At 43.0% G+C, this 25,609-nt stretch carries 22 protein-coding genes and 1 other RNA gene; 12 read left to right on the forward strand and 11 right to left on the reverse strand.

What is annotated here, in order from left to right:
• Window positions 1–24: 24 nt before the first annotated feature.
• The 5 genes from QM738_RS21605 to QM738_RS21625 all read left to right on the forward strand — a co-directional run bounded on the left by QM738_RS21605 (window position 25) and on the right by QM738_RS21625 (window position 6,043).
• The gene (locus QM738_RS21605) at window positions 25–456 is read left to right on the forward strand and encodes an SRPBCC family protein (RefSeq protein WP_462278838.1); all 432 of its coding nucleotides are present in this window, start codon (window positions 25–27) and stop codon (window positions 454–456) included.
• 17 nt (window positions 457–473) lie between these two features.
• A complete protein-coding gene (locus QM738_RS21610) occupies window positions 474–839 on the forward strand; it encodes a VOC family protein (protein ID WP_462278839.1) in 366 nt (121 codons plus the stop codon).
• 246 nt (window positions 840–1,085) lie between these two features.
• Window positions 1,086–3,827 carry a T9SS type A sorting domain-containing protein gene (locus QM738_RS21615; RefSeq protein WP_462278840.1) on the forward strand — a complete coding sequence of 914 codons (2,742 nt, stop codon included), beginning with the start codon at window positions 1,086–1,088 and terminating at the stop codon, window positions 3,825–3,827.
• Between the two features lie 55 nt (window positions 3,828–3,882).
• On the forward strand, window positions 3,883–5,484 hold the full coding sequence (locus QM738_RS21620; RefSeq protein ID WP_462278841.1) for a Na+/H+ antiporter: 1,602 nt from the start codon (window positions 3,883–3,885) through the stop codon (window positions 5,482–5,484).
• A gap of 58 nt (window positions 5,485–5,542) precedes the next feature.
• On the forward strand, window positions 5,543–6,043 hold the full coding sequence (locus QM738_RS21625) for a T9SS type B sorting domain-containing protein (protein ID WP_462278842.1): 501 nt from the start codon (window positions 5,543–5,545) through the stop codon (window positions 6,041–6,043).
• Window positions 6,044–6,323: 280 nt separating this feature from the next.
• Here the strand turns inward: QM738_RS21625 and QM738_RS21630 are convergent, their stop codons facing one another.
• From QM738_RS21630 to QM738_RS21650, 5 genes are all read right to left on the reverse strand, one after another.
• On the reverse strand, window positions 6,324–7,202 hold the full coding sequence (locus QM738_RS21630; RefSeq protein WP_462278843.1) for a helix-turn-helix domain-containing protein: 879 nt from the start codon (window positions 7,200–7,202) through the stop codon (window positions 6,324–6,326).
• A gap of 205 nt (window positions 7,203–7,407) precedes the next feature.
• Window positions 7,408–10,605 (reverse strand): efflux RND transporter permease subunit, encoded by a 3,198-nt coding sequence (locus QM738_RS21635; RefSeq protein WP_462278844.1) that lies wholly within the window; start codon window positions 10,603–10,605, stop codon window positions 7,408–7,410.
• A gap of 45 nt (window positions 10,606–10,650) precedes the next feature.
• The gene (locus QM738_RS21640) at window positions 10,651–11,766 is read right to left on the reverse strand and encodes an efflux RND transporter periplasmic adaptor subunit (RefSeq protein WP_462278845.1); all 1,116 of its coding nucleotides are present in this window, start codon (window positions 11,764–11,766) and stop codon (window positions 10,651–10,653) included.
• A 61-nt stretch (window positions 11,767–11,827) separates the two neighbouring features.
• On the reverse strand, window positions 11,828–13,168 hold the full coding sequence (locus QM738_RS21645; RefSeq protein WP_462278846.1) for a TolC family protein: 1,341 nt from the start codon (window positions 13,166–13,168) through the stop codon (window positions 11,828–11,830).
• Between the two features lie 98 nt (window positions 13,169–13,266).
• Entirely contained in the window at window positions 13,267–13,542 is a 276-nt protein-coding gene (locus QM738_RS21650; protein ID WP_462278847.1) for an ArsR/SmtB family transcription factor, read from the reverse strand.
• A 166-nt stretch (window positions 13,543–13,708) separates the two neighbouring features.
• On the opposite strand from QM738_RS21650, the gene QM738_RS21655 reads away from it, so the two are divergent.
• On the forward strand, window positions 13,709–14,524 hold the full coding sequence (locus QM738_RS21655; protein WP_462278848.1) for a hypothetical protein: 816 nt from the start codon (window positions 13,709–13,711) through the stop codon (window positions 14,522–14,524).
• 4 nt (window positions 14,525–14,528) lie between these two features.
• Here the strand turns inward: QM738_RS21655 and QM738_RS21660 are convergent, their stop codons facing one another.
• From QM738_RS21660 to QM738_RS21670, 3 genes are all read right to left on the reverse strand, one after another.
• Window positions 14,529–15,356 (reverse strand): ThuA domain-containing protein, encoded by an 828-nt coding sequence (locus QM738_RS21660; RefSeq protein ID WP_462278849.1) that lies wholly within the window; start codon window positions 15,354–15,356, stop codon window positions 14,529–14,531.
• A gap of 13 nt (window positions 15,357–15,369) precedes the next feature.
• Window positions 15,370–17,682, reverse strand: coding sequence for a GH92 family glycosyl hydrolase (locus tag QM738_RS21665; RefSeq protein WP_462278850.1), 2,313 nt, complete (start codon window positions 17,680–17,682; stop codon window positions 15,370–15,372).
• A gap of 137 nt (window positions 17,683–17,819) precedes the next feature.
• Window positions 17,820–18,704: a DUF4382 domain-containing protein gene (locus QM738_RS21670; protein ID WP_462278851.1), complete on the reverse strand. Its 885-nt coding sequence runs from the start codon at window positions 18,702–18,704 to the stop codon at window positions 17,820–17,822.
• A gap of 259 nt (window positions 18,705–18,963) precedes the next feature.
• Between QM738_RS21670 and QM738_RS21675 the strand changes: the two genes are divergently transcribed.
• The 5 genes from QM738_RS21675 to QM738_RS21695 all read left to right on the forward strand — a co-directional run bounded on the left by QM738_RS21675 (window position 18,964) and on the right by QM738_RS21695 (window position 21,917).
• Window positions 18,964–20,133 carry a geranylgeranyl reductase family protein gene (locus QM738_RS21675; protein ID WP_462278852.1) on the forward strand — a complete coding sequence of 390 codons (1,170 nt, stop codon included), beginning with the start codon at window positions 18,964–18,966 and terminating at the stop codon, window positions 20,131–20,133.
• A gap of 2 nt (window positions 20,134–20,135) precedes the next feature.
• Window positions 20,136–20,354 (forward strand): 4Fe-4S binding protein, encoded by a 219-nt coding sequence (locus QM738_RS21680; protein WP_462278853.1) that lies wholly within the window; start codon window positions 20,136–20,138, stop codon window positions 20,352–20,354.
• A 40-nt stretch (window positions 20,355–20,394) separates the two neighbouring features.
• The gene (locus QM738_RS21685; protein ID WP_462278854.1) at window positions 20,395–20,829 is read left to right on the forward strand and encodes a DUF1801 domain-containing protein; all 435 of its coding nucleotides are present in this window, start codon (window positions 20,395–20,397) and stop codon (window positions 20,827–20,829) included.
• Window positions 20,830–20,846: 17 nt separating this feature from the next.
• Window positions 20,847–21,431: a GDP-mannose pyrophosphatase NudK gene (nudK, locus tag QM738_RS21690; protein ID WP_462278855.1), complete on the forward strand. Its 585-nt coding sequence runs from the start codon at window positions 20,847–20,849 to the stop codon at window positions 21,429–21,431.
• Between the two features lie 78 nt (window positions 21,432–21,509).
• On the forward strand, window positions 21,510–21,917 hold the full coding sequence (locus QM738_RS21695; protein ID WP_462278856.1) for a hypothetical protein: 408 nt from the start codon (window positions 21,510–21,512) through the stop codon (window positions 21,915–21,917).
• An 82-nt stretch (window positions 21,918–21,999) separates the two neighbouring features.
• Here the strand turns inward: QM738_RS21695 and fsa are convergent, their stop codons facing one another.
• The 3 genes from fsa to QM738_RS21710 all read right to left on the reverse strand — a co-directional run bounded on the left by fsa (window position 22,000) and on the right by QM738_RS21710 (window position 24,163).
• A complete protein-coding gene (gene fsa / locus QM738_RS21700; RefSeq protein ID WP_462278857.1) occupies window positions 22,000–22,653 on the reverse strand; it encodes a fructose-6-phosphate aldolase in 654 nt (217 codons plus the stop codon).
• Between the two features lie 35 nt (window positions 22,654–22,688).
• Window positions 22,689–22,787, reverse strand: an RNA gene (gene ffs, locus QM738_RS21705) — signal recognition particle sRNA small type.
• An 89-nt stretch (window positions 22,788–22,876) separates the two neighbouring features.
• A complete protein-coding gene (locus QM738_RS21710; RefSeq protein WP_462278858.1) occupies window positions 22,877–24,163 on the reverse strand; it encodes a type IX secretion system plug protein in 1,287 nt (428 codons plus the stop codon).
• 150 nt (window positions 24,164–24,313) lie between these two features.
• Here QM738_RS21710 and QM738_RS21715 point away from each other — a divergent pair, with 150 nt between their 5' ends.
• The gene (locus QM738_RS21715; protein ID WP_462278859.1) at window positions 24,314–25,555 is read left to right on the forward strand and encodes an ABC transporter permease; all 1,242 of its coding nucleotides are present in this window, start codon (window positions 24,314–24,316) and stop codon (window positions 25,553–25,555) included.
• Window positions 25,556–25,609 lie beyond the last annotated feature (54 nt).

Raw genomic sequence — 25,609 nt, forward strand, 5'->3', positions numbered from 1 at the left:
TCCTTAACACCTAAAAAGATCACTATGGCTGACATTCTTCATTCCTTTGTTATCAAAGCCCCGCTTAAAAATGTATTTAAAAATATTTCTACTGCAAAAGGCCTTAACCAATGGTGGACGCTGGATGCCAAGGGCAAACCGGAATTGAATGAAATGTTCACGCTTAATTTTGGACCGGGTTATGTATGGGAAGCCGTGGTGTCCAAATGTATTGCCAACAAAGCGCTGGAATTCCAGCTGACGGATGCGGATGATGACTGGATTGACACTAAAGTGGGTTTTGTACTGGATGATAAAAAAGGCAGCACACAGGTGCATTTTTATCACAAGGGCTGGCCGGCCAATAATGAACATTACAGGATATCGAGTTATTGCTGGGCTATGTACCTGCGCATTTTAAAACGCTACGTTGAATCGGGCGAAGAAGTGCCCTACGAAAAAAGACTGGATGTATAAAATCATTGATCAGCAAGATGAATACAAAACTTTTAGGGATCATACCCGTACTGCCTTCGGCAGATATTGCCAGGGATACAAAATGGTACAGCGAAAAAACGGGTTTTGAAACCCGCTTTGCCGATAATATGTATGCAGTGTTGTTAAGGGGGGATCTCTGCATTCACCTGCAATGGCATGCTGATACGCCCGGTGATCCTTTGCTTGGAGGATCAGTGATCAGGATCTATGTAAAAGAAATAAAAGACCTTTTTGAAGAAATGGTACAAAGAGGCACCGTTACACAAAAAGACCTCCGGATGAATACACCCTGGGGCACCAACGAATTTGGTTTTTTCGATCTGAACCGCAATGCTATTTTTATAATGGAAGAAGCGGAATAGAAAAATATTCCTTCAATGATCTCTTTAACGACCGGTTAGTAGCTGCGGGGGCCATGATTTTTTACTAAGAAAAAATACGTTTTGAACGGGGAATGCCAAAATTGCCTCTTTTAAAAAAGAGTGTGGCAAAATTTTTGCTTCAAAAAAGCCGTAGAACCGCCGTCTTCGCCATTATCTATGAAAAAAACTGCTTTATTATCCATTGTCCTTTTTTCGCTGTGCTTTTTCCTGTTAAGTGTTTGCTCCATGGCGCAACCAACAAACTGGTTGCCCCGTGGAGTGGGCGGCGGTGGCAGCATGTTCTACCCTACTATCAATCCTGCCAACGACAACGAGTTTTACGTGACCTGCGATATGAGCCAGCTTTTTCACAGTACAGATTTTGGCAGCAGTTACACACAGGTTCCTTTTACAAAACTGCAGACCGGTAATATCTCCACTTACGAATTCACCAATAATAATAATGTTGCTTATTGCATTGCCAACGACGGCAATATCAATTACGCCGTACGCACTATGGATGGCGGTAATACCTGGGCAGCAGTGCCGGGCAATCCTTTGGATGGTGAAGATGTATATTCTTTTAAAGCGGATTATAATAATCCCGGCCGTGTTATCATTGGCTATTATGATGCGCTTTATATCTCCAACGATTATGGCGCAAGTTTTACGTTGATAAGAAATGCAGCAACCGGCAGCGGGCTTGCAGTAGGCGGTGTATTTTTCGATGGCAATAATATTTATATCGGCACCAATGATGGTATTATATATTCATCCAATGGTGGAACATCGTTCAGCATATTAGCAACTACCGGTATGCCTGCTTCGCAAACCATTTTTTCTTTTGCCGGTGCAAAAGTGGGTGGTACTACCCGCTTTTTTTGTGTGGCGGCAGATGTTGCAGATGTATACAACGGCATTTTTCCCTGGGAATATTATGGATTTGCAAAAGCGGTATACAGTCTGGATGCTGGCGCCAATGTGTGGACCGCAAAAAATACCGGCATCAATTTCTCCACCGATTTTGTGATGTATGTGGGCATGGCAAAAAATGATATCAATACGGTATACCTGGGCGGCAGCGATGATAATACCGGTGGTAATCTTGTAATGAAGACCAGTAACGCCGGTACCGGCTGGAGTAAAGTTTTTTTAACCTCCAATAATCAGAATATAAAAACAGGCTGGTCGGGCCAGGGTGGCGACCGCGGCTGGGGTTATGGCGAAAGCTGTTTTGGAATTACAGTGGCACCCAATAATGCCAACAAGGTTTTATTTGGTGATTATGGCTTTGTACATAAAACAAGTGATGGCGGCAGCAACTGGCAACAGGCCTATGTAAATGCAGCCGATGAACATCCTGCCAACGCTCCTACTCCGCCTAAACAATATTACCGCAGTATTGGTTTGGAAAATACTACCTGCTGGCAGGTGCACTGGCAGGATGCGAACAATATGTTTGCAGCTTATTCCGATATCAACGGCTCAAGAAGTGTGAATGCAGGTGTATCCTGGAGTTTTGATTTTACCGGGCATACTGTTAACAGCATGTACCGCATTGCAAAGCATATCAGTAACAGCACCATGTTTGCAGCCACCTCAGGCATACATGATATGTACCAGAGTACAAGGTTGCAGGATAATCCATTGGATAATACCGATGCCGGCGGAAAAATAATTTATTCCACCAACAATGGCGCTGCATGGAATGTGTTGCACCTGTTCAATCACCCGGTATTCTGGGTGGCTACTGATCCCGGCAATGCAAATCGTATGTACGCCAGCGTTATACACTATGCTGCAGGTGCCGGCCAGGGCGGTATCTGGATGACAAATGATCTGAACAATCTTGCTGCATCTTCCTGGACAAAACTCGCCAATCCTCCCCGTACAGAAGGGCATCCTGCAAGTATCGTGGTATTGAATGATGGTAAGATGATATGTACGTATTCGGGCAGAAGAAATTCGGGCGGCACTTTTACTGCCAGTTCCGGTGTTTTTATATATGATCCTGTGGGCAATTCCTGGACGGATGTGTCGGATGCCGGTATGCAGTACTGGACAAAAGATATCATTATCGATCCCAATGATGCGTTACAGAACACCTGGTATGTTTGTGTGTTCAGTGGCTGGGGCGGTGCTCCCAATGGTAAGGGTGGTTTATACAAGACCACCAACCGCGGCGCTTCCTGGACAAAATTAACTGGTACGCAATTCGACCGGGTAACTTCCATTACATTCAATCCTGCATTGCAAACCCAGGCTTATCTTACTACCGAAACACAGGGCTTGTGGATCAGTAACAATATGAATGCTGCAACCCCAAGCTGGTCGCTGGTTACAGCTTATCCATTCCGCCAGCCGGAAAGGGTTTTCTTCAATCCTTTTAATTTAAACGAGATATGGGTGAGCAGTTTTGGCAATGGCATGAAGATGGGTTTGATAAGCGGTGTATTGCCCGTTAATTTAATTTCGTTTAATGGTAATCGTTATACGGCCACTACACAACTGCACTGGATCACTGCTAACCAGGGCACCGGCGATAAATTTGAAGTACAAAGAAGTTTTAACGGCAGCCAGTTCACCTCTATCGCTACGGTTAAAGGCAGCACTGCCAGCCAGTATGATTTTACGGACAGTATAATTGCACCGGTTTTATATTACCGCCTTAAACTGGTAGCAGGCAACGGCAATAGCACCTACAGTAATATACTGGTATTTAAGGATGGTATGCAGAATGATATCCGCCTGGTGAACAATCCTGTTACCAACGATCAAATTGCAATAAAGATAACCGCTGCAACAACAGGTAAGCTACAGCTATTGCTGACTGATATCAGCGGTAAAAAAATAATGGTTAAAGATATCACCGTAACACAAGGATCGACCTTATTGAATATTCCATTACCAGCCAATACAGCAAGAGGCATTTATACTTTGCAGGCGGTGGGTATGGATCAGGAAAAAACATTCCGGGTAGTATATTAAGCACTGTTTGTAAAAATATTTACCTGAATATGCGGCCTTGCTTATTTTTACAGCTATGGAGAATATAGCTGTCATCATCTTCCTTTTATTTGGTATTGCATTTCTTGGATTATTGAGCAACCGTTACCGGTTTCCTTTGCCCATTGCATTGGTGCTGGGTGGTGTTTGTATCAGCCTGGTACCCGGCCTGCCGGTGATCGCACTCAATCCAGAAGTGGTATTCATTGTTTTTCTGCCGCCCTTGTTATACGGCGCTGCATGGAATACCAGCTGGCATGAATTTAAAGCCAACCTGCGTCCCATTGGGCTTGCAGCGATTGGCCTGGTGATATTCACTACGGTGTTGGTTGCAATGGCTGCTCATTGGCTGATAGATGACCTGAGCTGGCCGGCTGCTTTTCTCATCGGTGCTATTGTATCGCCACCCGATGCAGTGGCAGCCACTTCTGTAACCAAGGGGTTGGGTCTACAGCCACGCATGATCACCATACTGGAAGGCGAAAGCCTGGTGAATGATGCCAGCGGACTGGTAGCTTATAAATATGCACTCACGGCTATCACTGCAGGTAATTTTGTATTGTGGAAAGCAGGATTGAATTTTTTATGGATCGCATCTGCCGGTATTGCAATCGGGCTTGCTATCGGTTATATCATGTACCAGGTGCATAAAAGATTTGTTTGTGATTCTGTGATCGAAGTAACGCTTACTTTCCTTACGCCTTTTGCTTCTTATTTACTCGCAGAACAATTTCACTTTTCCGGTGTATTGGCAGTGGTTACCACGGGCTTGTATCTCTCCTTCCGCTCCGGGGAAATATTCAGTAATCAAAGCCGCATCATGGCGTATTCTGTTTGGGAAGTGGTGATCTATATCCTGAATGGATTGATCTTTGTGTTGATCGGCCTACAGCTTCGCAGTGTAATGGCGGGCATCAGTGAATACCCTGCCAGTGCATTGATCTTATACGGGCTGGTGATCAGTTTCGTGGTGATCATCGTTCGTTTTGTATGGATAGTACCTGCAGCTTTATTACCGCGTTATTTAAGCAAACGCATCCGCGAAAGAGAACCTTTTGATCCCCGTAATATGGTGGTGTTTGGATGGGCCGGTATGCGGGGCGTGGTTTCGATGGCCGCAGCATTGGCATTGCCGATCATGCTGACAGATACCGTGCAATTTCCGCACCGCAACCTGATTATCTACCTGGCATTTTGCGTGATATTATCTACCTTATTATTATTAGGGCTTACTTTACCATGGATCATTAAAAAACTCGGTATCGAGCCTTATTCTGCTGCATTGGAAGAATATGAAGTACGAACACAGGTTGCCACGCATATCATCACACACATCGAAGAAAATCTTTCCTTGCTGCAGGATGAATTGCTGCACAATATCAAGAGCAAGTACGAAGTAAAATACAACCGCCTGCAAAAAACAGATCTTCCTGCAAATTATTTTGGTAAAGGGCAAACCCTTGCGGGTAATATCTTTAATGAGTTCACGCAATTGCAGATCGACCTGATCGGTATCGAAAGAAACTCACTGGAAAAAATGCACCGTGCCGGTGAAGCCAGCGAAGAGGTATTGCGGAAAATAGAAAGAGAACTGGACCTGGAAGAGACCAGGTTGCAGATGGAAATGTATAATGGCTGATAATGTGGTTTGATTTCAAAACAGGATTGTTTATTTTTATTGTATCAAACCTTACAATATGAAAGTAACATCCCTCCTGTTCTCGCTTGCTTTTATAATAGTGCTGATCAGTTGCAAAAAGTCCAGTACTACGGCAAGTATCACTAATTGCGATGGGCTTATAACTGACACAACCGGCACCGGCGATAATGCCAGGGTGTATATGCCGAATGCCTTTACGCCTAATTATGATGGCCTGAATGACATCTGCCGCCCGCTTACATTGAACGTTGCAGCCATCAGCTTCAGCATATACGATGAATCTAACAGTATTGTATACACGACAAATGTAATGAACCAGGGCTGGCTGGCCTCTAACCTGGCGAATACCAATATAAAATTTTATTACCGCATCCAGGCCACCACCAATAGCGGGCATCATATCTGTAAATGTGGCGAGTTGATGTACCTGACCTGTATCAAAGCCGGTACTGCGTTGAGCAATTATTATTTTGAGGATCAGTTAACTGTGAATGGTTTTACCGGGGTTACCGCAGAACATTTAGCAACCTGTCCTTAATGCCAGGACATCCACCAACGAAACGTTCCTACGGAACGAATGCACAAATTTCATTTGTGCTACCGACGAGATATTCCTACGGAATAAGAAAAAAGATTTGTAGCCTTTTTTGTAGTAGTATTTTTTTAAGATTGAACTACACATGATTCTCATTTGTTCCGTAGGAACATTTTATTGGTAACTTCCCAACCAATGAGACTGCCCTGCGTTCCTACGGAACGCCTCGTGAGTTATCGCTACGATAGGAACCCTGCCACACTAACTATCTTCTGCAGTAAGCTCAAGCCGGGTTCTTTTGTTTTACACCGGTTGGCGGAATGCCAAAGCGTTCTTTGAAAGAACGGCTGAAATGAGACGGATTTTCAAAACCGCTTTCAAAAGCGGCTTCACTTACGGGCTTGTTCAGGTTGCTTACCAGGTGCATAGCATGCAGCAATCTTTTTTCGAGCAACCATTTCCCGGGACTGGTTGCAAATACTTTTTCAAAATCCCGTTTAAAAGCCGAAAGACTGCGATTACAGAGTTCTGCATACTGTTCCAATTTAAGATTGAAACAAAAATTATCTTCCATCACCCTTTGCAGTGTTATGGTTTGTGGCTCATTTACCAATGAGCAGAAGTAGCACAGCAGTTCGGCATTGTTAGTATTATCCGCAAGCGTAAGTACCAGTTCCCTGAATTTCAGTTCCAGTAGAGCTTGATCGGGCTCTTTCGTATTAGCGAAATAAGAAGACATGGAGAGAAAAAAAGCAGACAAGGTTTCGCTGTTATCCAGCAGCATTACCGGTTTATATTTTTTGCCACTGCTTTGAATAGGTGCGGAACGTTTTTTTAAAGTATCACAAATAAATTCATCCGGAATAAAGAAACATACCAGGCAGAACCCGACATCAAAAAATTGTTCAATGATACTGGCGCCTTTCTGTACAAAAACACAACTGCCCTTCTGCAGGTCATAGGAACCATGTGCAGTATGCCATATTTTTCTGCCATCCACCACGTAAAAAATATAATTGTGCTGGCTCCACAGGTCGGTATAGCGGTTCTGCATCAGCCTGGCTTCTATAGGGCAGTCAAATGCAGTGATCATGGAATTGCCGCAACTGAACTGGCGGGAATAATCGGGGTATTTAAGTACACGCTCAATGAAATTTACCATAGCACAGGTTTAAAAATGCGAAATTAGTTTTTCAGATGGAAACAGGCATACCACAAACTGGTAATTCTAATAAATTATGATAGCAACACCGTAAATGTAAAAATATTATACGGTTTTCAATACGGGTTTAACATCCTATTTAAAAGCGAAGGGCCTCACATTGCTGCGAAACCCTTCTAAATATAAACGATCTTCAAAATGCTGCTTACATCCTACCCTCATCGATAATTGCCTTATCTACGGCTTCAATCCTTTGTTGTTCTTCTTTCAGTCGTTTTATCTTTTTACCGTAAGATATCTTTGTGATGAGTACAAACAATACGGGCACCACAAATATCGCCAGCGTGGTAGCAGAAAGCATACCACCAAATACGGTCCAGCCAATGGTTTTACGGGATTCTGCTGCAGCACCCGTTGCAAATGCCAGCGGCAATACACCCAGTATAAATGCCATCGACGTCATAACGATGGGGCGTAGACGTAAACGTACAGCCTGTATAGTGGCAGCTACTATTTCCACACCATGATCCACCCTTTCTTTGGCAAATTCCACGATCAAAATCGCATTCTTGGCCGCAAGCCCTATCAGGGTGATCAAACCGATCTGTGCATACACATTATTGGTGATCTTGGGCAGCAATAACAAAGTAAGTATAGAACCAAAGGCCCCAATCGGCACGGCGAACAATACGGAGAATGGTATGGACCAGCTTTCGTACAATGCTGCCAGGAACAGGAATACAAAAATGATGGAGATCGCAAAGATCAGCACTGTTGCATTACCTGCAGCAATCTCTTCACGGCTCAGGCCGGAGAATTCGTAACTGTAACCGGTTGGCAATACTTTGTCCGCAGCCCGTTTCAATGCTTCAATGGCCTGGCCACTGCTGAAGCCCGGTTTGGGCGAACCATTGATTTCTACTGATCTGTAAATATTATAGTGCGATATCAAAGTGGGGCTCTCCTCTACTTTCGTTGTTACCAGCGAACTCAATGGGATCATACTACCCACATTATTGCGCACATAGTATTTTCCCAGTTCGTCTATGGATGACCGGTATACACTATCCGCCTGCGTCATTACACGGAAATTACGACCATACAAGTTAAAATCATTGATATAACTGCTACCGAGCAGGGTTGACATTGTGCTGTACACATCCGCTACCGAAACACCCATTTTTTTCGCCTGTTCTTTATCTACATCTACTCTATAGCTCGGGGTATGTGTGGTAAAGAAAGTATAAGCAGCACCAATTTCAGGGCTTTTATTCACTTCTGCGAGGAACGACCTTGCAACAGTCTCAAACTGCTGGATATTATCCGTGCTGGTGGTTTGCTGCAGTTCAAATGTAAAGCCTGCTGTTTGCCCAAGTCCCGGTATTGCCGGTGGTGCAATGGCCATTACCCTTGCCTCCTTAATATCACTGGTACGTTTCTGTATCTCTGCAATAATATTCTGAAGCTGCATTTCTTTACTGGTACGTTCATCCCATTTTTTCAGCATCACAAACAATGTACCCACGTTCGATTTGTTGGAGAAAGTAATGATGTTCAATCCCGCAAGTCCACCCACGGTACGTACGCCAGGCACCTGCTGTACCCTTTTCAAAATCTCCAGCAGCATGTTCTTACTTCTTGTTGTGGAAGCTGCTTCGGGCATTTCGTATGTGATGTACAGGCGGCCTTCATCTTCGGAAGGGATAAAGCCGGATGGTTTGCTTTTGAACATAAAGAACAATCCTACAAAGAGGCACACAAGCATTACCAGTACAACAGGAGTTGCCTTGATCCATCTTGCCACACCCTTGGCATACGACCGGTTCACAATACCAAAGCCTTTATTGAACCATGCAAAGAATTTTTCCAGCACATTCTTTTTTGCACTTTCATCCTTAGATGGTTTCAGCATAATACTGCACAATGCCGGTGTAAGCGACAAGGCCACAAATGCAGAGATCATTACTGATACAGCAATAGTGATAGCGAATTGCTGGTACAGTTTTCCTACAATGCCCGGTATAAAACCAACCGGTACAAATACCGCAGCCAATATCAATGCGATCGCAATTACAGGACCTGATATATCTTTCATTGCCCTGCGGGTAGCTTCTTTAGGAGATAATTTTTCATTATCGATATAATGCTGCACCGCTTCCACCACCACAATGGCATCATCCACCACAATACCGATGGCCAGTACAAATGCAAACAGTGTGAGTGTATTGATCGTAAATCCAAATGGTATGAATAATATAAACGTACCTATCAGTGAAACGGGTATCGCCAATACAGGTATCAATGTTGCACGCCAGTTCTGCAGAAATAAGAATACCACCAGTACCACCAGTATCAGCGCTTCTATTAAAGTATGCATTACTTCCTCAATAGATACTTTTACCACGGTCACTGTTTCAAGCGGCATCAGGTAATCCACATCTTTGGGAAATACTTTTTTAAGATCCGCCAGTGTCGACATCAGGCCGTCATATGTATCCAGTGCATTCGCACCGGGCGCCTGGTAGATCAATACAAATGCTGCAGGCTTACCATTTACAAAGGCATTGGTGCCATAATCAAATTTTCCCAATTCCACCCTGGCCACATCTTTCAGGTACACAATGGTACCGGTGGATGGTTGTGTACGTACAATGATATTTTCAAATTGTTCTTTTGTATTCAGGCGGCTGTTAGTAAGCACACTGTATTCAAAAGATTGTGTGTTGGGCTGCGGGTTACCGCCAACAGTACCGGCTGCCACCTGCAGGTTCTGTTCCGCCAGTGCGCTGGTAATGTCCGTAGTGGTCATTTCCAATGCAGCAAGCTTTGATGGATTGATCCAGATACGCATACCAAAGTCATCGCCCCTGGTAATAATATCACCCACACCTTTTACACGCTGCAAGGCATCTTTTAAATAAATATTGGCATAGTTGCCTAAAAAGGTAGCATCGTGTGTACCGTTCGGCGAATACAATGCCAGCGCCACCATAATACTCGGGTTACGTTTACGAACGGTAAGCCCTAAGCGTTTAACCGCATCCGGTAGTGAAGGCTGCGCCACACTCACCCTGTTCTGCACATCCAGTGCAGCAATGTTAACATCGGTACCGATATCAAAATTCACGTTGATGCTGCTTTGACCACTGCTGGTACTGTTACTGCTCATATAGGTCATGCCGGGTGTACCGTTGATCTGTGTTTCAATGGCAGTAGTAGTGGTCTGTTCCACTGTTTGTGCATCGGCACCAATAAAGTTACCCGATACCGTTACAGTAGGTGGCGTGATATTCGGGTATTGCGCAATCGGTAAATTCATCATAGAAATAATACCTACCAGCACTATCACAACCGATATCACGATGGCCGTTACGGGCTTTTTTATAAAAGTTTCTGCTATCATTATTCAATTTCTTTATGCTGCATCAATGCAGCCATCATTTACAAACTATTTCTTGGGTGCTGCCGCGCCGGGTGTACCAATGGTAACCTTGATGCCTTCTCTTAAATTCTGCACGCCTTCTGTTACAATTTTATCGCCTGCTTTTAAACCATCTTTAATGATGATGTTTGAACCCAATGGTTTACCCAGCACCACTTTGCGTTGTGACACTTTGTTACTGTCACCGGGTACATACACAAAGAATTCACCCAGTTGTTCTGTAATGGCTTTGTAAGGGATCACTATGGCCTGCGCACCGGAAGAATTATTCTTCACACGCACTGTTCCGTTCATACCTGCCTTCAATACATTATTCTTATTGGGAAAACTCAATCTTGCTTTCAATGTTCCCGTTTGCGGATTGACTGCACGATCCAGTAAAATGATCTTCCCGGGATTAGGATAAACATCTTCGCCAAATGCCAATGTAAAAGTGGAATCGCCGGGATGCGCTTTTTCATTCAGCAAATTGGAAAAACGGAAAATATCTTTTTGTTCCACGTTAAAATCAACGGCAAGATCTCCATCGGTGGAAACGGTATTCAGCAATGTTTGCCCCGCGGTAACTGCTGCACCCGTTTTTACATTCGATATACCGATGATACCATCAAACGGTGCATATACTTTGGTATAACGCACACTGGTTTGTACGGCCTGTATATTTGCTCTTGCTGCGTCGGCCTGTTTTTTAGCTACTTCCAGCGCTGCGTCTGCATTATCCACTAATTGTTTGGCAACAGCGTCTGCTTTATCCAGTTCATGGTAACGGTTCGCATCTTTTTGCGCTTTATTGATATTGGCTTCCTGCACTTTTAAATTGGCAACCGCCTGCTGGTAATTAGCAGCATATAACTGTTCGTCTATAGAATATAATAACTGTCCTTTTCTTACCCTTGCTCCGTCAGTAAAATGAACGCCGGTGATAAAACCGCTTACCTGTGGCCGCAGGTCTACCTGGTTCAATGCGGTCACTGTTGCGGGATATTCATCATAATAAGTTGCTGCTGTAACATCCACTTCACTGATGGTTACTTTGGGCGGTGGTGGTGCCGCAGGCGCCGCCTGCTGGTTGCTGCAGGCACTCATAAATATCATTGCTGCTGCCGCGGTATACTGAATCATTTGCCTTCCTGTAATGCTGTACATATATTGTGTAATTAAAATGCGGTGAGTAAAAGTTGTTTTAGTAATTGATCAGTCCCAAAGCTTTCTGCACATCCACTTTTGCAGAAAGTACCTGGTACAATGCATTGAAATAATTGATCTGCGAAGTGCGGAGATCTGTTTCTGCTGTTACTACTTCCAGGTAAGTTTTAATGCCCGAACGGTATTGCAGCTGTATCACATCATACACTTCTTTTGCAATGGTCACATTTTCCTTTAATGCTAAATAATTTTCAAGACTGCTTTTGTAACTGGCCAGCGCCTGCGCATACTGTGCATTCACTGCGTTCTTAAGATTAAAGATATCCTGTTCATTACGCTGCAATTGCAAAGTAGCAGTCTTTAAATTGGCCTTTCTTTTTCCACCCTGGAAAATGGGTACCGATAACGTCAACGCTGCAAATGAATTGGGATAATTGGTACCATACAGTTTACCAAAATCATTGTTCTGGAAATTAAGATTATAAGCGCCGTTGGCTGCAACAGAGGGTAAATAACTCCATTTATTATACAATACGTTTGATTGCAGCAAGTTCCTTTGTGTTTCCAGCAAACGGTATTCTATCCTTGATTTATAATCTGGCAACTGCGTTGTGTCGATCGTAATTTCATTTTCCATTGCCAGGCTGTCGTATACAATATTGAATGCGGCAGAATCGGGATATCCCATCAATGATTTCAGGTAAGCAACTTTTGCCTGCACTATTTCTTCATTGCTGCGTTTGGATGCTTTGATATTATTCAGGCTGATCGTTGCACGTTTGTAATCTATTTTATCGGTAACACCCGCCTTATATTGACTGGTGGCATCTTTCAGGCTTCTTTCTATACGTACAATATTTTCTTCAGCTACTTTTATCTGCTGTGTTGTAGCCAGCACGTCGTAGAATGCTTTCGATACATTGGCCGCCAGGTCTATCTTATTGCTGGACGTGGTTTGTGTGGCCTGCTGCAGCACATCACCCTTGGTACGCTTTGCCAGTAATACATCTTTATTGAAGATGGTTTGCGTAACAGTGAATTGCCCCGATGAAGTATTATTCACACCCAGTTTAATGGGATTACCGCCAATAACAGTTGACTGCAGTAAAAAATTATGCTGCAGGCTGTAATTGAAATTTACTTGCGGATACCAGTCGGCCAGTTTGCTTTTGATATTCGAAGCAGTGATTTGTTCATCCAGCAAAGCCTGTTGTATACGGGGCTGGTGTTTGATGGCATATTCAACAGCACTCTTCAAAGTAACTTCGCTCAACACACTATCGGACGAGGCGTTTTGTGCATGTACAAATGATGAAAACAGCGATAACAATAAAGAAGCGCTTATGATCCGTATTCGTCTTCTGAAAAAAAAGTCCATAAAATTTGTTTGTTCCATTAGCATATCCCCTGCAGCATAATTCTGCAAAGATTTTTCTTATTCATCATGGCAAGTATCGTTACCGGGCAGGTATGGTATTAACCGGCAACATTGTTGATCCAGCTTGCATAAGCCTTCAGCACAGTTTGGTTAAGATTATAAGAATGATTACGGCCGTCTTTTTCAGCGTCTATCAGTCCTGCCTCTATTAATGTCTTTATATGATGGCTCACAGAAGGTTGTGCAAGATTGGTAATATTCATGATCTCGGAGCACTGGATGCAGCCTTTACGCTTATACATATCCTTCAGTATTTGTAACCGGGTTGTATCTGCCAGCGCTTTAGATATCTTTTCTACCTGTTTAATATCCACCTTAAATACATTGAAAGATGCAAATGTATCAATTATTTATCCAACAGCAACAAATTTTTTAAACAAATGTTTAATTTTTGGGGATGAGTGGTAAAAAAAGTTTTTACATTAAAAAGCTATTAAAATAAATAGCCAATTTATATCTTGCTCTGCAAATAATAGTTGTATGAATAAGTTTTTCAGTTGGCTGATCGCGGCTTTCCTGCTGTCAGCACAGACATCCGCACAATCAAAACTGGGTGAAGTAGCCTGTATCTATGTTACAACATCGAATTTGGACTCTTCATTGGCTGTGTATGAAAAACTGGGCTTCGCAAAAACAGGTGCCAACGAATTTCCTGTGCCCTGGGTGCAGGTAAGCGATGGCAGCCTGATCATAATGATGCGCAAAGACCCCACACCCTATATCGGGCTTACCTATTATGTTACCGATATAGAAAAAGTGGTGGCAGCGTTGGAAAAAGACAGCATCGTATTTTATCAAAAACCAAAACCCGGCGACCCGATCAAACGATATTATTTTAAAAGTCCTGATGGTTTCAACATCATGCTCGCTGCTAATCTTGGCGCATTTACACAACCCACCGGTACTACATTGCTTACCATGAACCAGGCAGATTTTAATACTGCAGATAAATATCCCAACAAACAATGCGGTGCGTTTGGCGAATTTGCGCATCCTGTAAAAGACATCAATGTATCTGTAGCATTCTGGAAAAAATTAGGCTTTAAAGCAAGCGCCGAAATGAAAGAACCTTACCCGCATGTGATACTTTCGGATGGATTGATGATCATTGGCCTGCACCAGACCAAACATTTTGATTATCCTGCGGTAACTTATTTTGGCATCAACACTGCAAAACGTATTGAAGCGTTAAAAGCAAAAGGGTTGACAAACTTTACCGAAGTACAGGGAAAGAATAATGTTGCACTTAAAACTTTTGAAGGGCAGCATTTTTTTATTTTTTCTTTAGGGATGTAATATTTTACCTTGGCTTCAGCAACCAGAATAAAGCATTAATGAACATTTTATTTTGGTAGGGTTCACTAAAAGTTGAAGATAATTCTTTGTTGGTATGGCCTTCGTAATCCATATCATTATGTCCCATATTGAAATACACCATTCTGTATTTTGTATTGGTCCATACTACAGGATAATATCCACTATGCCATATCTCGTTTTGTTTGGGTCCTGTGCCTAAAGGAAAACTGCTGCTGTCGATCGCTGCTAAAATTTTGATGGAAGGATTTTTGCTCAGATCATTTTGCCAGCGGTACCACTCATTGGGTGCTGCCGTAAAAGTTGCCGGCAGGTCTTTCATTACACCATGTTTTTTTGTTTCCACTCTTAATATGGCCTTGGTAGGGCGCCAGGTATTACTCACATATTCGCCCGAACCTAAAAATTCATTGTGGTACCAATCCCAGTTTTGAGGAAAAGCAGAAGGGGTTAATGCAAAAGCCGAAAAATGAAATCCCATCCAGGCGCCTCCATTCTTCATATAGGTTTCAAATGCTGCACGCTGCTCCGGTGCATCCGGCCTGGTATCCAGGAATATCACCAATTTATAACCCGAAAGAAAAGTGGTATTCAGGTTGTTCCAGTTATTCGTGGAGTCATATTCAAAACCATACATCTTTCCCATCTGGCTGAACCATTTATTGGCCTCATGCACAAAACTGATATGCGCCAGGTCGTTTTTAGCAGTATAAAAACCAATTGCTTTAATAGCAGTTGGTTGGTTTTGCGCCGTTACAATTGTTGCGTAACAGCAACAGGTGATCACTATAACAGAACGAAGTATTTTTGACAAATTAAATAACATGTTATTTAGTGGGTTTTGCAGCCATATAAAAAACCAGTTTACCGCCATTCATTATTTCATCATGTGTGATATAACGCCTGTTCAATACCTGTCCGTTCAATGTAATTTTCTTCACGTACACATTTTTATCCGACTGATCAATGGCTTCCACAGAAAAATCTTTACCGTTTTCCAAATGAACCAATGCAGTTTTTACAGCAGGGCTTCCAAACCAGTATTGATCGGATGCCGGTGCCACAGGATAAAAACCCAATGCACTGAAAATATACCAGGCACTCATTTGCCCGCAATCATCATTACCACCCAAGCCAGCAGCGCCGCTGTGGTATTGGTTCTTTAATATCATACGCACTCTTTCCTGTGTTTTCCAGGGTGCATCCGTCCAGTCGTATAAATAGGCAACATGGTGCGCCGGTTCATTGCCGTGTATATAATTTCCAATGATACCATCACGGGTAATATCTTCTGTTTCTGCAAAAAATTCATCCGGCAGGTGCATGGTAAATAAAGAATCGAGGTGTGCAGTAAAACGCTTCTTCCCTCCCATGGCCTCTATCATTGCTGCAGGATCATGCGGTACATATAAACTAAAGTTCCAGGCATTACCTTCAATGAAACCCTGTCCGTCTGTTTTCAACACATCAAAAGAACTTTTAAAAGTACCGTCGCTCAACTTTGGCCGCATAAATCCAATAGAAGCATCGTATACATTGCGCCAGTTCTGCGAACGTTTGATGAATTCATCGTAAATAGCCTGCTTGCCCAGTTTCTTTGCCAGCTGCGCAATCGCCCAGTCATCATACGCATATTCCAGCGTAGTGGATACAGATACGCCGTTCTTATCCTGCGGAATATAACCTTTGTCCATATAATACCCAATGCCTTCGTAATTGCGTTGGCGGGCAGTTGTTATACAGGCATCCAACGCTTTATCAGCGCCATCTGTAAGTGTGCCTTTTAAATAGGCTTCCGCCACTACAGATACACTGTGATAACCACTCATACACCAGTTATCGTTAGCGTAGTGCGACCATATCGGCAGCATGTGCAAGGCGCTCTGGTCGTAATGCGCCAGCATCGATCGTACAAGATCCCTGTTAAGCGATGGATTGATGATATTCTGCAATGGATGAAATGCACGGTAAGTATCCCATAAAGAGAAAGATGTGTAATTGGTAAAACCTGCAGCTTTGTGTATATTCTGATCCAATCCTTTGTATTCTCCATTTACATCGGTGTACACTGTTGGCATTAAAGCCGCATGGTACATCGCCGTATAAAAATTGATCATTTCTTCTTCCGAACCTGCGGTTACCGTTACTTTGCTCAATTCTTTTACCCAGGCCTGCTGCGCCTGTTGTTTTGTTCTGTCAAAATCCCAATGCGGAATTTCGGTCTGCATATTCTGTACTGCATTTCGTGTACTCACTGGCGATAGTGCAAATTTTATTTTGATCTTTTCACCTTCTTCGGTTTTAAAATCAAAATACATACGCAACTGCTTACCTGCCAGGTCGGGAAAGTTTTTGGTTTGATTGAACTTGCCCCAAAAACCACGGTAAGGCATTTTTGCATATTCCTTACAACCATAATTCTGTATTGGCTTGGAGAACGACATAGCAAAATACACCGTACGGGTACGCCCCCATCCATTGGTTTGACGGTAACCGGTAACCAGCGTATCATTCTCTACACGTACAAAGGTCCACACATCTTTTTCATCGTAATTATAAATGCCTGCCATCAGGTCTAAAATAATATGTGATTGATCGGACTTAGGGAAAGTATATTGATGAAAACCGGTACGGGTGGTGGCCGTCATCTCTGCAAGAATATTATTATCATCCAGTTTTACTTTATAATAACCGGGTTCCGCCACTTCATTGTCATGCGAAAATGTAGAGCGGTAGCCGCTTTCAGGATGATCAGCTGTGCCGGGATTCAATTGTAATGGTCCCGTTGAAGGCATGATAAGGAAATCTCCCAGGTCCGAATGTCCTGTGCCGCTGAAATGCGTATGACTGAAACCAACAATGGTCTTATCGTTGTACTGGTAACCGGCGCAGTACTTATATACATCCGGGTTGTATTTACCATTCGATTGAAAAGGTATGGTATCCGTATCGGGACTTAACTGCACTGCACCAAAGGGCACGGTAGCACCCGGGAAAGTGTGACCCATTTTTTCTGTGCCAATGATGGGCCGGGCATATTGCAGCAGGTTGGTCTGTGCATTGCTATTACTGGATAATACTGCGGAGAATAAAAAAATAAATAAAGAATTTTTTCGTGCTTGTTTAAAAGAAATGCTCATCTGTTAATTTTAAATGGATAGGCTGATGCCGCAAATTTATGCCGTAAAAAATGGATTACTCAAAAATTATCACAGCTTTTACAAATAAAAATGCTGCCCGTATAAACAGGCAGCACTTGTTGTATATATGGGGGAGTTTATTGATGCAATTGTATCGTATGCAGGTCGGTTTCCTTATTACGGATAACTACAACATTAGTCACCGTTGAATCCTTGTACCCGTTCACACCATCGATCAACACATTGTACGTACCTTCTTTCAATCCACGAATCTTAAAGTCTCCCGTGAACCAGGGCAGTGCAAATGCCGAATCTGTTGCGTTGTACGCTTTCACAATGCCAAATGTGTGCAAGGGTTTTATCTTACCTTCAATAGAGCCGGTGCTGTGTTTGCCAAATGGTTTCAGTACAGGTTTCAGCCAGTATTTACCATTGGCATACCAGATGGAACGGTTCAGGTCAAAGTCGAGGTACAATTGAAAATTATTGGAAGAAATAGAATCCAGGTGTTCCCGGTGAATATCTACAAATACGTAGTGCTGGTTGCTTACCAGCTGCAACGGGTGCGATACACTGTCCACCACCACACTGTTATTATCACCCAGCGTAAATTTGATCCTTTCAATTTTTCCGTTCAGTGCAAAACCACTTGCCAGCAAAGTATCCAGGCCATTGCGTAAAGTAAGCAGGTCGTACACACCGGGTCTTATATCCAAAGTGTCCCAGAGTTCGCAATGACTGTTGATCTGGTCATGATCATCATCGCAGCCGGGATAACTATGATCGGGAAAATGATTCCGTTCGCAGGTATCTATCTTTATCGCGATACTTTTTATCTCTACAAATACATTTTGATAATCCGTTGGTCCGTCGGTAAGATAAACAGCATACTTGGTAGTACCGGGAGGAATATTGCCATCATCAGCGGTAGATACTTCTTTTTGGCAGGCATAAAAAAACAGGGAGGTTGCAAACAAAAAAATAGCTGCAACCCACAGCGGGGTCCTTGTAGCAGATTTCATAAGTCTTCATTTAAAAGGTTTCAAAAATTAATGGCCGTAAATAAAAAGTAGACTTAGAAAATAAGTATGGATTTTGATCTTTCATGAAGAGACAAAAAAAATGCCATTCTTAAAAAATGTGCATAACAAGTGTGATATGGAGTACCTTTAAACAACCGGTTAACAAAGCAGCGGGCAACGCTGCAGCCTAAAGTTGCGTATATAGCAATAACATCGTTGCTGCATCAATAGCAGGATGCAGTCATTTTAAAATACAGGAATGAATGAATATGATATAGTCGTTATTGGTTCAGGACCCGCCGGTGCCGTTACTGCATTCTTTGCTGCAAAAAATGGCTTAAAGGTATTACTGGTGGATAAGAAACAGGAACTGGGCGCTCCCATCCAATGTTCCGGTGCTGTAAGTCACAATGCACTGGAACAGGCAGGAGTAGATGCGTCCGCTGAATTTGTGCAGGAAGCGATTTATGGCTTTGCCATTTATAATACCGCCGGGCAAAAAAAGCTGGTGGACTACCGTGAGTTGAAGCCGGGAGAATACGGCGCCGGAGCAGGTTGCAAACCCCTGGGTTATGTAGTTGACCGCCGGCGCTTCGACCGTTACCTTGCCACGCAGGCCGAACGTGCCGGTGCCACGCTTTGGCTAAAAACAGAAGCGGTCAGTTATCGTGTACTCGATAACGGTAGTTGCGAAGTGGACCTTAAAAAATTCAACGAAGCTGTAACGGTAAAGGCAAAAGTAGTGGTAGGCGCCGATGGTGTACAGTCACAAGTGGGCAAATGGGCGGGTGTTAAAACACATATCAAGTTAAGTGAACTGGCCAGCTGCCTGCAGTTTGTGGTGGATGGTGTTGAAACGAACGGCCTGCTGGAGATCATCACCGGGCATGAATGGGCGCCTGGTGGGTATGCATGGGTGTTTCCAAAAGGACATGGCTATGCAGAGATCGGCCTGGGTATCACCACCACTATGTGCAATCACACTGCACAGTTCTATCTCGATCATTTTTTAAAGCACTCCTTTTTTAAAGAACGGTTTAAAAATTGCAGGATACTGGAGATACAGGGTGGCGGTGTACCATTGACAGCGCCTTTAAAAACACAGTATGCCGATAATTTAATTTTAACCGGTGATGCAGCAAGGCATGTAAATTCCATTACCGGTGGTGGTATTCATACCGCATTGACCGGTGGCAAGATAACAGGAGAATTTTTAGCAGCTTTTATCAAAAGTGGTAAGCCAGCTAACAAAGAAAATTTAAAAGCCTGCCAGGATGAATGGTTAAAGGTATTGGGTAATAATATGTGGAAGCTGTACCGGGAAAAACGAACAATATTTGAGATCCCCGATATTGCAAAACGTGATGAACAATTGTACAAAGTAATGTCCAGCTATTTCAGCCCGGATTCGGAGTATAAAAAAATATAAGCATGAGCAACAAAGAAACCGTAGTATTTGATATTGCCTGGAATGCCTGCATTAAATGCGGCGCCTGCGTGGCAGTATGCCCGCAGGAGGCAGGATTCACCAGCAGTTTCGATACCATCGCGGTCAATACCCCCTGCTCTATCGCCTGCATGTTCTGCCAAACGGTTTGTCCTGTAAATGCCATCACACATACCACCCTTGCTGCTGCAACTTTACAATAACCTTCAGACATTTGCTCTTCTTTAATCCTATCTTTATCGCATGAAGGCTGCTTACATCAAGATCAAAAGTATTATCCAGCTGTATGAATTATTGCCGACAGAAGAAAAGATCATTGTAGATGTACTGCGGGAGCTGATCGCTGCTCATTTACCTGCGCATTGTAAAGAAAAAATATCGTACAACGTACCGTTCTTTTATGGTAAGAAGGGTATCTGTATCATCTGGCCTTCTGCTATACCCCGCGGCGGTATCGATAAAGGGGTATTGCTGGGCTTCTGGTATGGCAACCGCCTTGCAGATACCGATCATTATCTTACACACGGCAGCAATAAACAGATCTTTTATAAAATTTATCATCATGCAGATGATATAGATGGTGCAGCCATTATAAAATTATTGAACGAAGCGATTGCCATCGATAATGGATGGAATGCTTCCAATAAATTAGTATTGAAAAGAAAGCATTTAAAATAAACTTCAAAAGAAATTTCATGAATCAAGACCATATCAGGATCATTTCCACTGATGTACTTTCCAGCAACTGGTACACATTACGTAAGATCACGTACGAATATTTAAAACAGGATGGCAGCTGGCAGCGGCAATCAAGAGAAGCTTACGACCGCGGCAACGGCGCCACCATTTTATTGTATAATAAGATCTATGGCACTGTTATTCTTACCAAACAATTCCGCCTGCCTACTTTTGTAAATGGCAATGAAAATGGCATGCTGATAGAAGCCTGTGCCGGTCTGCTGGATAAGGATAACCCGGAAGATTGTATTAAAAGAGAAACAGAAGAAGAGACCGGCTACCGTGTAAGCGATGTTAAAAAAGTTTTTGAAGCATACATGTCACCGGGATCTGTTACTGAGATGCTGTATTTTTTTATTGCAGTCTACACCAGCGATATGAAAGTGGCTGCCGGTGGCGGGCTTGCCAATGAGCAGGAAGATATTGAAGTGCTGGAATTACCCTTTACTGAAGCGTTAAAAATGATGCAGGATGGTACCATCAAAGATGCCAAGACCATCATGCTGCTGCAATACATGCAACTGAATGACATTATGGGATAAACAGTATTTTAACAATAATTGCAACACTGCTTTACAACGCTGGCATAATTTTTTCCATCTTTATACAAAACAGAAAAATTGAAAAGATTTTTACCCGTTATTTTACTCCTCCTTTCTTTTGCCGCCAAAGCGCAGCAGATCGACAGCATTTACGTTCACCTGTACACAGACAGCCTGAAAAAAGGTACTTATAATTATATCAATATCGATGGGCTGCTGCACAATGGCCGTTACCTGCCACTTGATACCAGCAATATCAAATTCTCCTCTTCCGGGGGAAAATTCTTTGGTAATAACCTATTTATTGAAAATGATTTTGCGCCTGAAAGGGTGAGCATTAAAGCAGTGCTTAAAAGCAATCCTGCTTTATACAAAGAGTTCATCATCTACATCAAGAAAAAACCGGATGATGAGAACCTGAGAACAGTGGATGAGATCATGAATAGTGCAACGCCTTCCACCAGGCAGAAAAAGAGAAAAGGCTAAAATAATAATACAAAAATGCCCGGTTAATCTTTGATGAACCGGGCATTTTTCACATGGTCAGACGAGGGCGTCAGACCATGTGTTAAGCAAATTTCTTCGCATCTTCCAGGAACTGTGCTAAACCACTATCAGTTAGTGGGTGCTTCAACAGTCCAAGAATAGAAGCTAAAGGACAGGTACAAACATCGGCACCTGCTTCAGCACATTTAATGATATGATTCGGATTGCGGATAGAAGCCGCTAAAATTTCTGTTTTATAGCCTTGTATAGAAAATATCTGGCGCAGCTGGTGGATCAGGTCCATGCCGTCCCAACCTGTGTCATCGATCCTTCCAATGAATGGTGAAACATAGGTGGCGCCTGCTTTTGCAGCCAGTATAGCCTGGCCGGCAGAGAATATCAATGTACAGTTGGTACGGATACCGTTATCAGTGAACCATTTGATCGCTTTGATACCATCTTTTATCATCGGCACTTTTACCACGATATTCGGGTGAATGGCCGCCAGCTTTTTACCTTCTTCCACAATACCATCAAAATCTGTAGATACTACTTCTGCACTGATATCACCATCCACCATTTCGCAGATAGCTTTGTAGTGCGCCATTACTGCCTCAGTTCCTTTAATACCTTCTTTGGCCATTAAGGAAGGATTGGTGGTAACACCATCTAAAATACCCAGGTCATTGGCTTCTTTGATCTGCGCAAGGTTGGCTGTATCGATAAAAAATTTCATTGCAAACTTATATTTAAAGTGAGGGGATAAAATAAAAATGGCAAGTTACTTACATCGCACCGCTCAACCACCTACCCTTGCTGCCTTCCGGCCCTGGGGGAGTTCAGCAGGAGCTGGCCGTATAAGACTTGCCGCCGCAAATATACGCACTTATGGCTAATTAAAAGTTCAATTTAAAATATAAAATATCGAATGTGGAAATATTGAATATCAATCACATTCTTTAAAAACTCACGCCCGCCCGGTCGCTGCGGGAGTTGATCTTTGCGATCCCTATCAACTGGTCTGCACGGTCGGTAAAACCTTTATAATACATCAGTATCGTATAGCTGTTCTCTGTTTCCCAATAATTACCTTCCATATCCCATTTCGACTGCGGGTTATTTTTATCTACCGAAATATAAGTGTAACTGTAATAGCCCTGCTTTAAAAAAGCAGTGCCTTCATACACTCCTTTTGCTTCATTGAACTGCATCTTCGTTTTATCATTCAATGCATAATCCGTCATTTGCCCGGCAAGATAGATATCCTTCCCGTTCACAGGTTTACTGTCAGGCGTGGTAAAAGTAAAATGTACCGTTGCAAAATCACCCTGCCAGTAGGGGTTGATGGTTTCGTAGGTTTCAACCACGAACATGCCATCGTAATCACGGAAGTAAACATAGCGCTCCCCGCTCCTGTCCCTGTCTGGTTTTACAAAAACATCGGTACTGGTTTTACCATACCAGGCGCTGTCCACCCGGTCGCTCTGCAGGCGAAAACTGCGCAGGTCCAGCCAGCGCCATTCTTTACCACCCGGGAAAAGGCTGTTACTCTCCGAACTGTATTCAAGCGAATTGCCCCTGATAAAAGTGGGGGGAATATCCTTAATAGCATTATCCCAGCGGTTGTTCTGCAGTATCACCACTTTTACCTGCTGCGCAGCGCTGAAAGCCGTTAAGCCGGTGATATTGGCATTGAACTGTATCTTCTGGTGTGTATTAAAAAATTGTGGTGTAAAAGGCTGTACCACTTTTGCAGCAATAGCCGCTTTGGAATCGAGCACAAACATGCGCCGGGTAAATGCCAGTTTGGAAGTGTCGCCATCTAAAAAAACTTTCAGCAAATAATTACCGGATAAGGTAATGGTCGTGGTCCTGTCGGGTACGATTGCCTGGTAGTGTGTATATTTTGTAAATGCAATAGATGAATACCGGTTAGTGGAGATCCGCTGCTGAATAAACCCTTTGGTATACAAAAATGGATTGATGTCAACCGGTTTCCAGTTATAATCGCACAACTGGAAGCTGTAATAATAACTTTTAACATTCGCATCCAAATCATCAAAATTCAGTTCCAGTTGATCGCTGCTGTTGAGTGTATAAACGGGCAGTGACAACTGGTCGCCGTACATGTGAAAGCGCACGCATTTAATATTGGGTTTATACACCATATCGGGCAGTTGTGCAAAAGCCGGTACGGTAATAAAGCTTATTAAAAGAAAGAATAATTGTTTCCTGATTGCACGCAATCGCTTGTAATTTGTCATTGTAGGTTTATGGCGTTATCGAATCCTTAAAAGCAAAATAAAGCAAGCCGTTGCAGTATTCAACTTTTATGATGTTAATGGCGATGTTTAAGTTAAATAAAATACATTTGTAAGATACCAAAAGTATGCCATTTGAACATATCCGTTTTTATAGCAAAAAGAATCGCATTTAACCGGCAGAAAACATTTTCCCGCTTTATCATCCGGCTGGCAGTTACAGCCACGGCCATCAGTGTAGCAGTAATGATCATTGCCATGAGTTTTGTGAACGGATTTCAACAGGTGATCAGCGATAAAGTGTTCAGCTTTTGGGGTCATATAAGGGTGCAGCAGGACCTGGAAAATAAAGTAAGTATTGCCGAAGAATATCCCATTACACAAAATGATACCGTAGAACACAACTTAAGAAAGATACCGCAAGTAAAAAGTGTTGAAAGATTTGCCACCAAATCGGCCATCGTAAAATATAAAAGCGATATTGAAAGCGTGCTTTTAAAAGGCATCGACTCCTCCTTCGATTTCAGCCGCATGAATAATTTACTGAAACAGGGAAGATGGATGCACACCAGGGACAGCGGCTACAGCAAAGAGATCGTTTTATCAGCTTACACCGCCGGCCAGCTGAACCTTTCCATCAATGACAGTGTGGACGTGGTTTTTATTGATGCCAGCGGTATCGCCAATGCCCGCCGCCGTCGTCTACAGGTAACCGGTATCTACAAAACTTCTATTGAAGAATACGACAAAGCTTTTGGCATTTGCGATATCAACCTGATACGGAGGTTGAACGGCTGGCAACCCGACCAGATAGGCGGTTACGAGGTGTTTTTAAAGGATTATAAAGAAACAGACAGGATCAATGCGGTGATACATGACGTAGATGTGCTGCCGCAAACCTGGTACAGTAAAACGATTCAGGAAACCTATCCCAATATATTCGACTGGCTGGCGTTGCAGGAACAGAATAAGAATGTGCTGCTGATCATTATGCTGGTGATTGCTGTGGTTAACCTGATCACCTGCTTATTGATCCTGGTACTGGAACGCACCCGGATGACAGGTATTTTAAAAGCCATCGGCACGCCCGACTGGAGCCTGCAGCAGATATTTTTATACAACACTTCCTTTATTGCTGTTACAGGCATTGCGCTGGGCGCCATCTTTGGTTTGGCCGCCTGCTGGCTGCAGGAAAAATATGGATTTATAAAGCTGGATGAAGACGCCTATTATATGAGCCAGGCGCATGCAAATGTAGTGTGGTGGCAGGTTTTGCTGGTATGCGCTGTTACGCTGGCGGTTTGTTTTGCAACGCTTATTATCCCCACGTTGCTCATTAAAAAAATAAGACCGGTTAAGGCGATACAGTTTCGTTAACCGAAATTTTATTTCGGTGTATTTTGATCGAAATAAAATTTCGATATACAATTT

The sequence above is a fragment of the Ferruginibacter sp. genome, assembly GCF_049840995.1.
GTDB lineage: Bacteria > Bacteroidota > Bacteroidia > Chitinophagales > Chitinophagaceae > Ferruginibacter.

What these genes read in the sequence shown, in the direction of transcription:
- QM738_RS21605 (WP_462278838.1), top strand. Translation starts at nt 25, where the DNA reads ATGGCTGACATTCTTCATTCCTTTGTTATCAAAGCCCCGCTTAAAAAT.
- QM738_RS21610 (WP_462278839.1), top strand. Translation starts at nt 474, where the DNA reads ATGAATACAAAACTTTTAGGGATCATACCCGTACTGCCTTCGGCAGAT.
- QM738_RS21615 (WP_462278840.1), top strand. Translation starts at nt 1,086, where the DNA reads ATGGCGCAACCAACAAACTGGTTGCCCCGTGGAGTGGGCGGCGGTGGC.
- QM738_RS21620 (WP_462278841.1), top strand. Translation starts at nt 3,883, where the DNA reads ATGGAGAATATAGCTGTCATCATCTTCCTTTTATTTGGTATTGCATTT.
- QM738_RS21625 (WP_462278842.1), top strand. Translation starts at nt 5,543, where the DNA reads ATGAAAGTAACATCCCTCCTGTTCTCGCTTGCTTTTATAATAGTGCTG.
- QM738_RS21630 (WP_462278843.1), bottom strand. Translation starts at nt 7,202, where the DNA reads ATGGTAAATTTCATTGAGCGTGTACTTAAATACCCCGATTATTCCCGC.
- QM738_RS21635 (WP_462278844.1), bottom strand. Translation starts at nt 10,605, where the DNA reads ATGATAGCAGAAACTTTTATAAAAAAGCCCGTAACGGCCATCGTGATA.
- QM738_RS21640 (WP_462278845.1), bottom strand. Translation starts at nt 11,766, where the DNA reads ATGATTCAGTATACCGCGGCAGCAGCAATGATATTTATGAGTGCCTGC.
- QM738_RS21645 (WP_462278846.1), bottom strand. Translation starts at nt 13,168, where the DNA reads ATGGACTTTTTTTTCAGAAGACGAATACGGATCATAAGCGCTTCTTTA.
- QM738_RS21655 (WP_462278848.1), top strand. Translation starts at nt 13,709, where the DNA reads ATGAATAAGTTTTTCAGTTGGCTGATCGCGGCTTTCCTGCTGTCAGCA.
- QM738_RS21665 (WP_462278850.1), bottom strand. Translation starts at nt 17,682, where the DNA reads ATGAGCATTTCTTTTAAACAAGCACGAAAAAATTCTTTATTTATTTTT.
- QM738_RS21670 (WP_462278851.1), bottom strand. Translation starts at nt 18,704, where the DNA reads ATGAAATCTGCTACAAGGACCCCGCTGTGGGTTGCAGCTATTTTTTTG.
- QM738_RS21675 (WP_462278852.1), top strand. Translation starts at nt 18,964, where the DNA reads ATGAATGAATATGATATAGTCGTTATTGGTTCAGGACCCGCCGGTGCC.
- QM738_RS21680 (WP_462278853.1), top strand. Translation starts at nt 20,136, where the DNA reads ATGAGCAACAAAGAAACCGTAGTATTTGATATTGCCTGGAATGCCTGC.
- QM738_RS21685 (WP_462278854.1), top strand. Translation starts at nt 20,395, where the DNA reads ATGAAGGCTGCTTACATCAAGATCAAAAGTATTATCCAGCTGTATGAA.
- nudK (WP_462278855.1), top strand. Translation starts at nt 20,847, where the DNA reads ATGAATCAAGACCATATCAGGATCATTTCCACTGATGTACTTTCCAGC.
- fsa (WP_462278857.1), bottom strand. Translation starts at nt 22,653, where the DNA reads ATGAAATTTTTTATCGATACAGCCAACCTTGCGCAGATCAAAGAAGCC.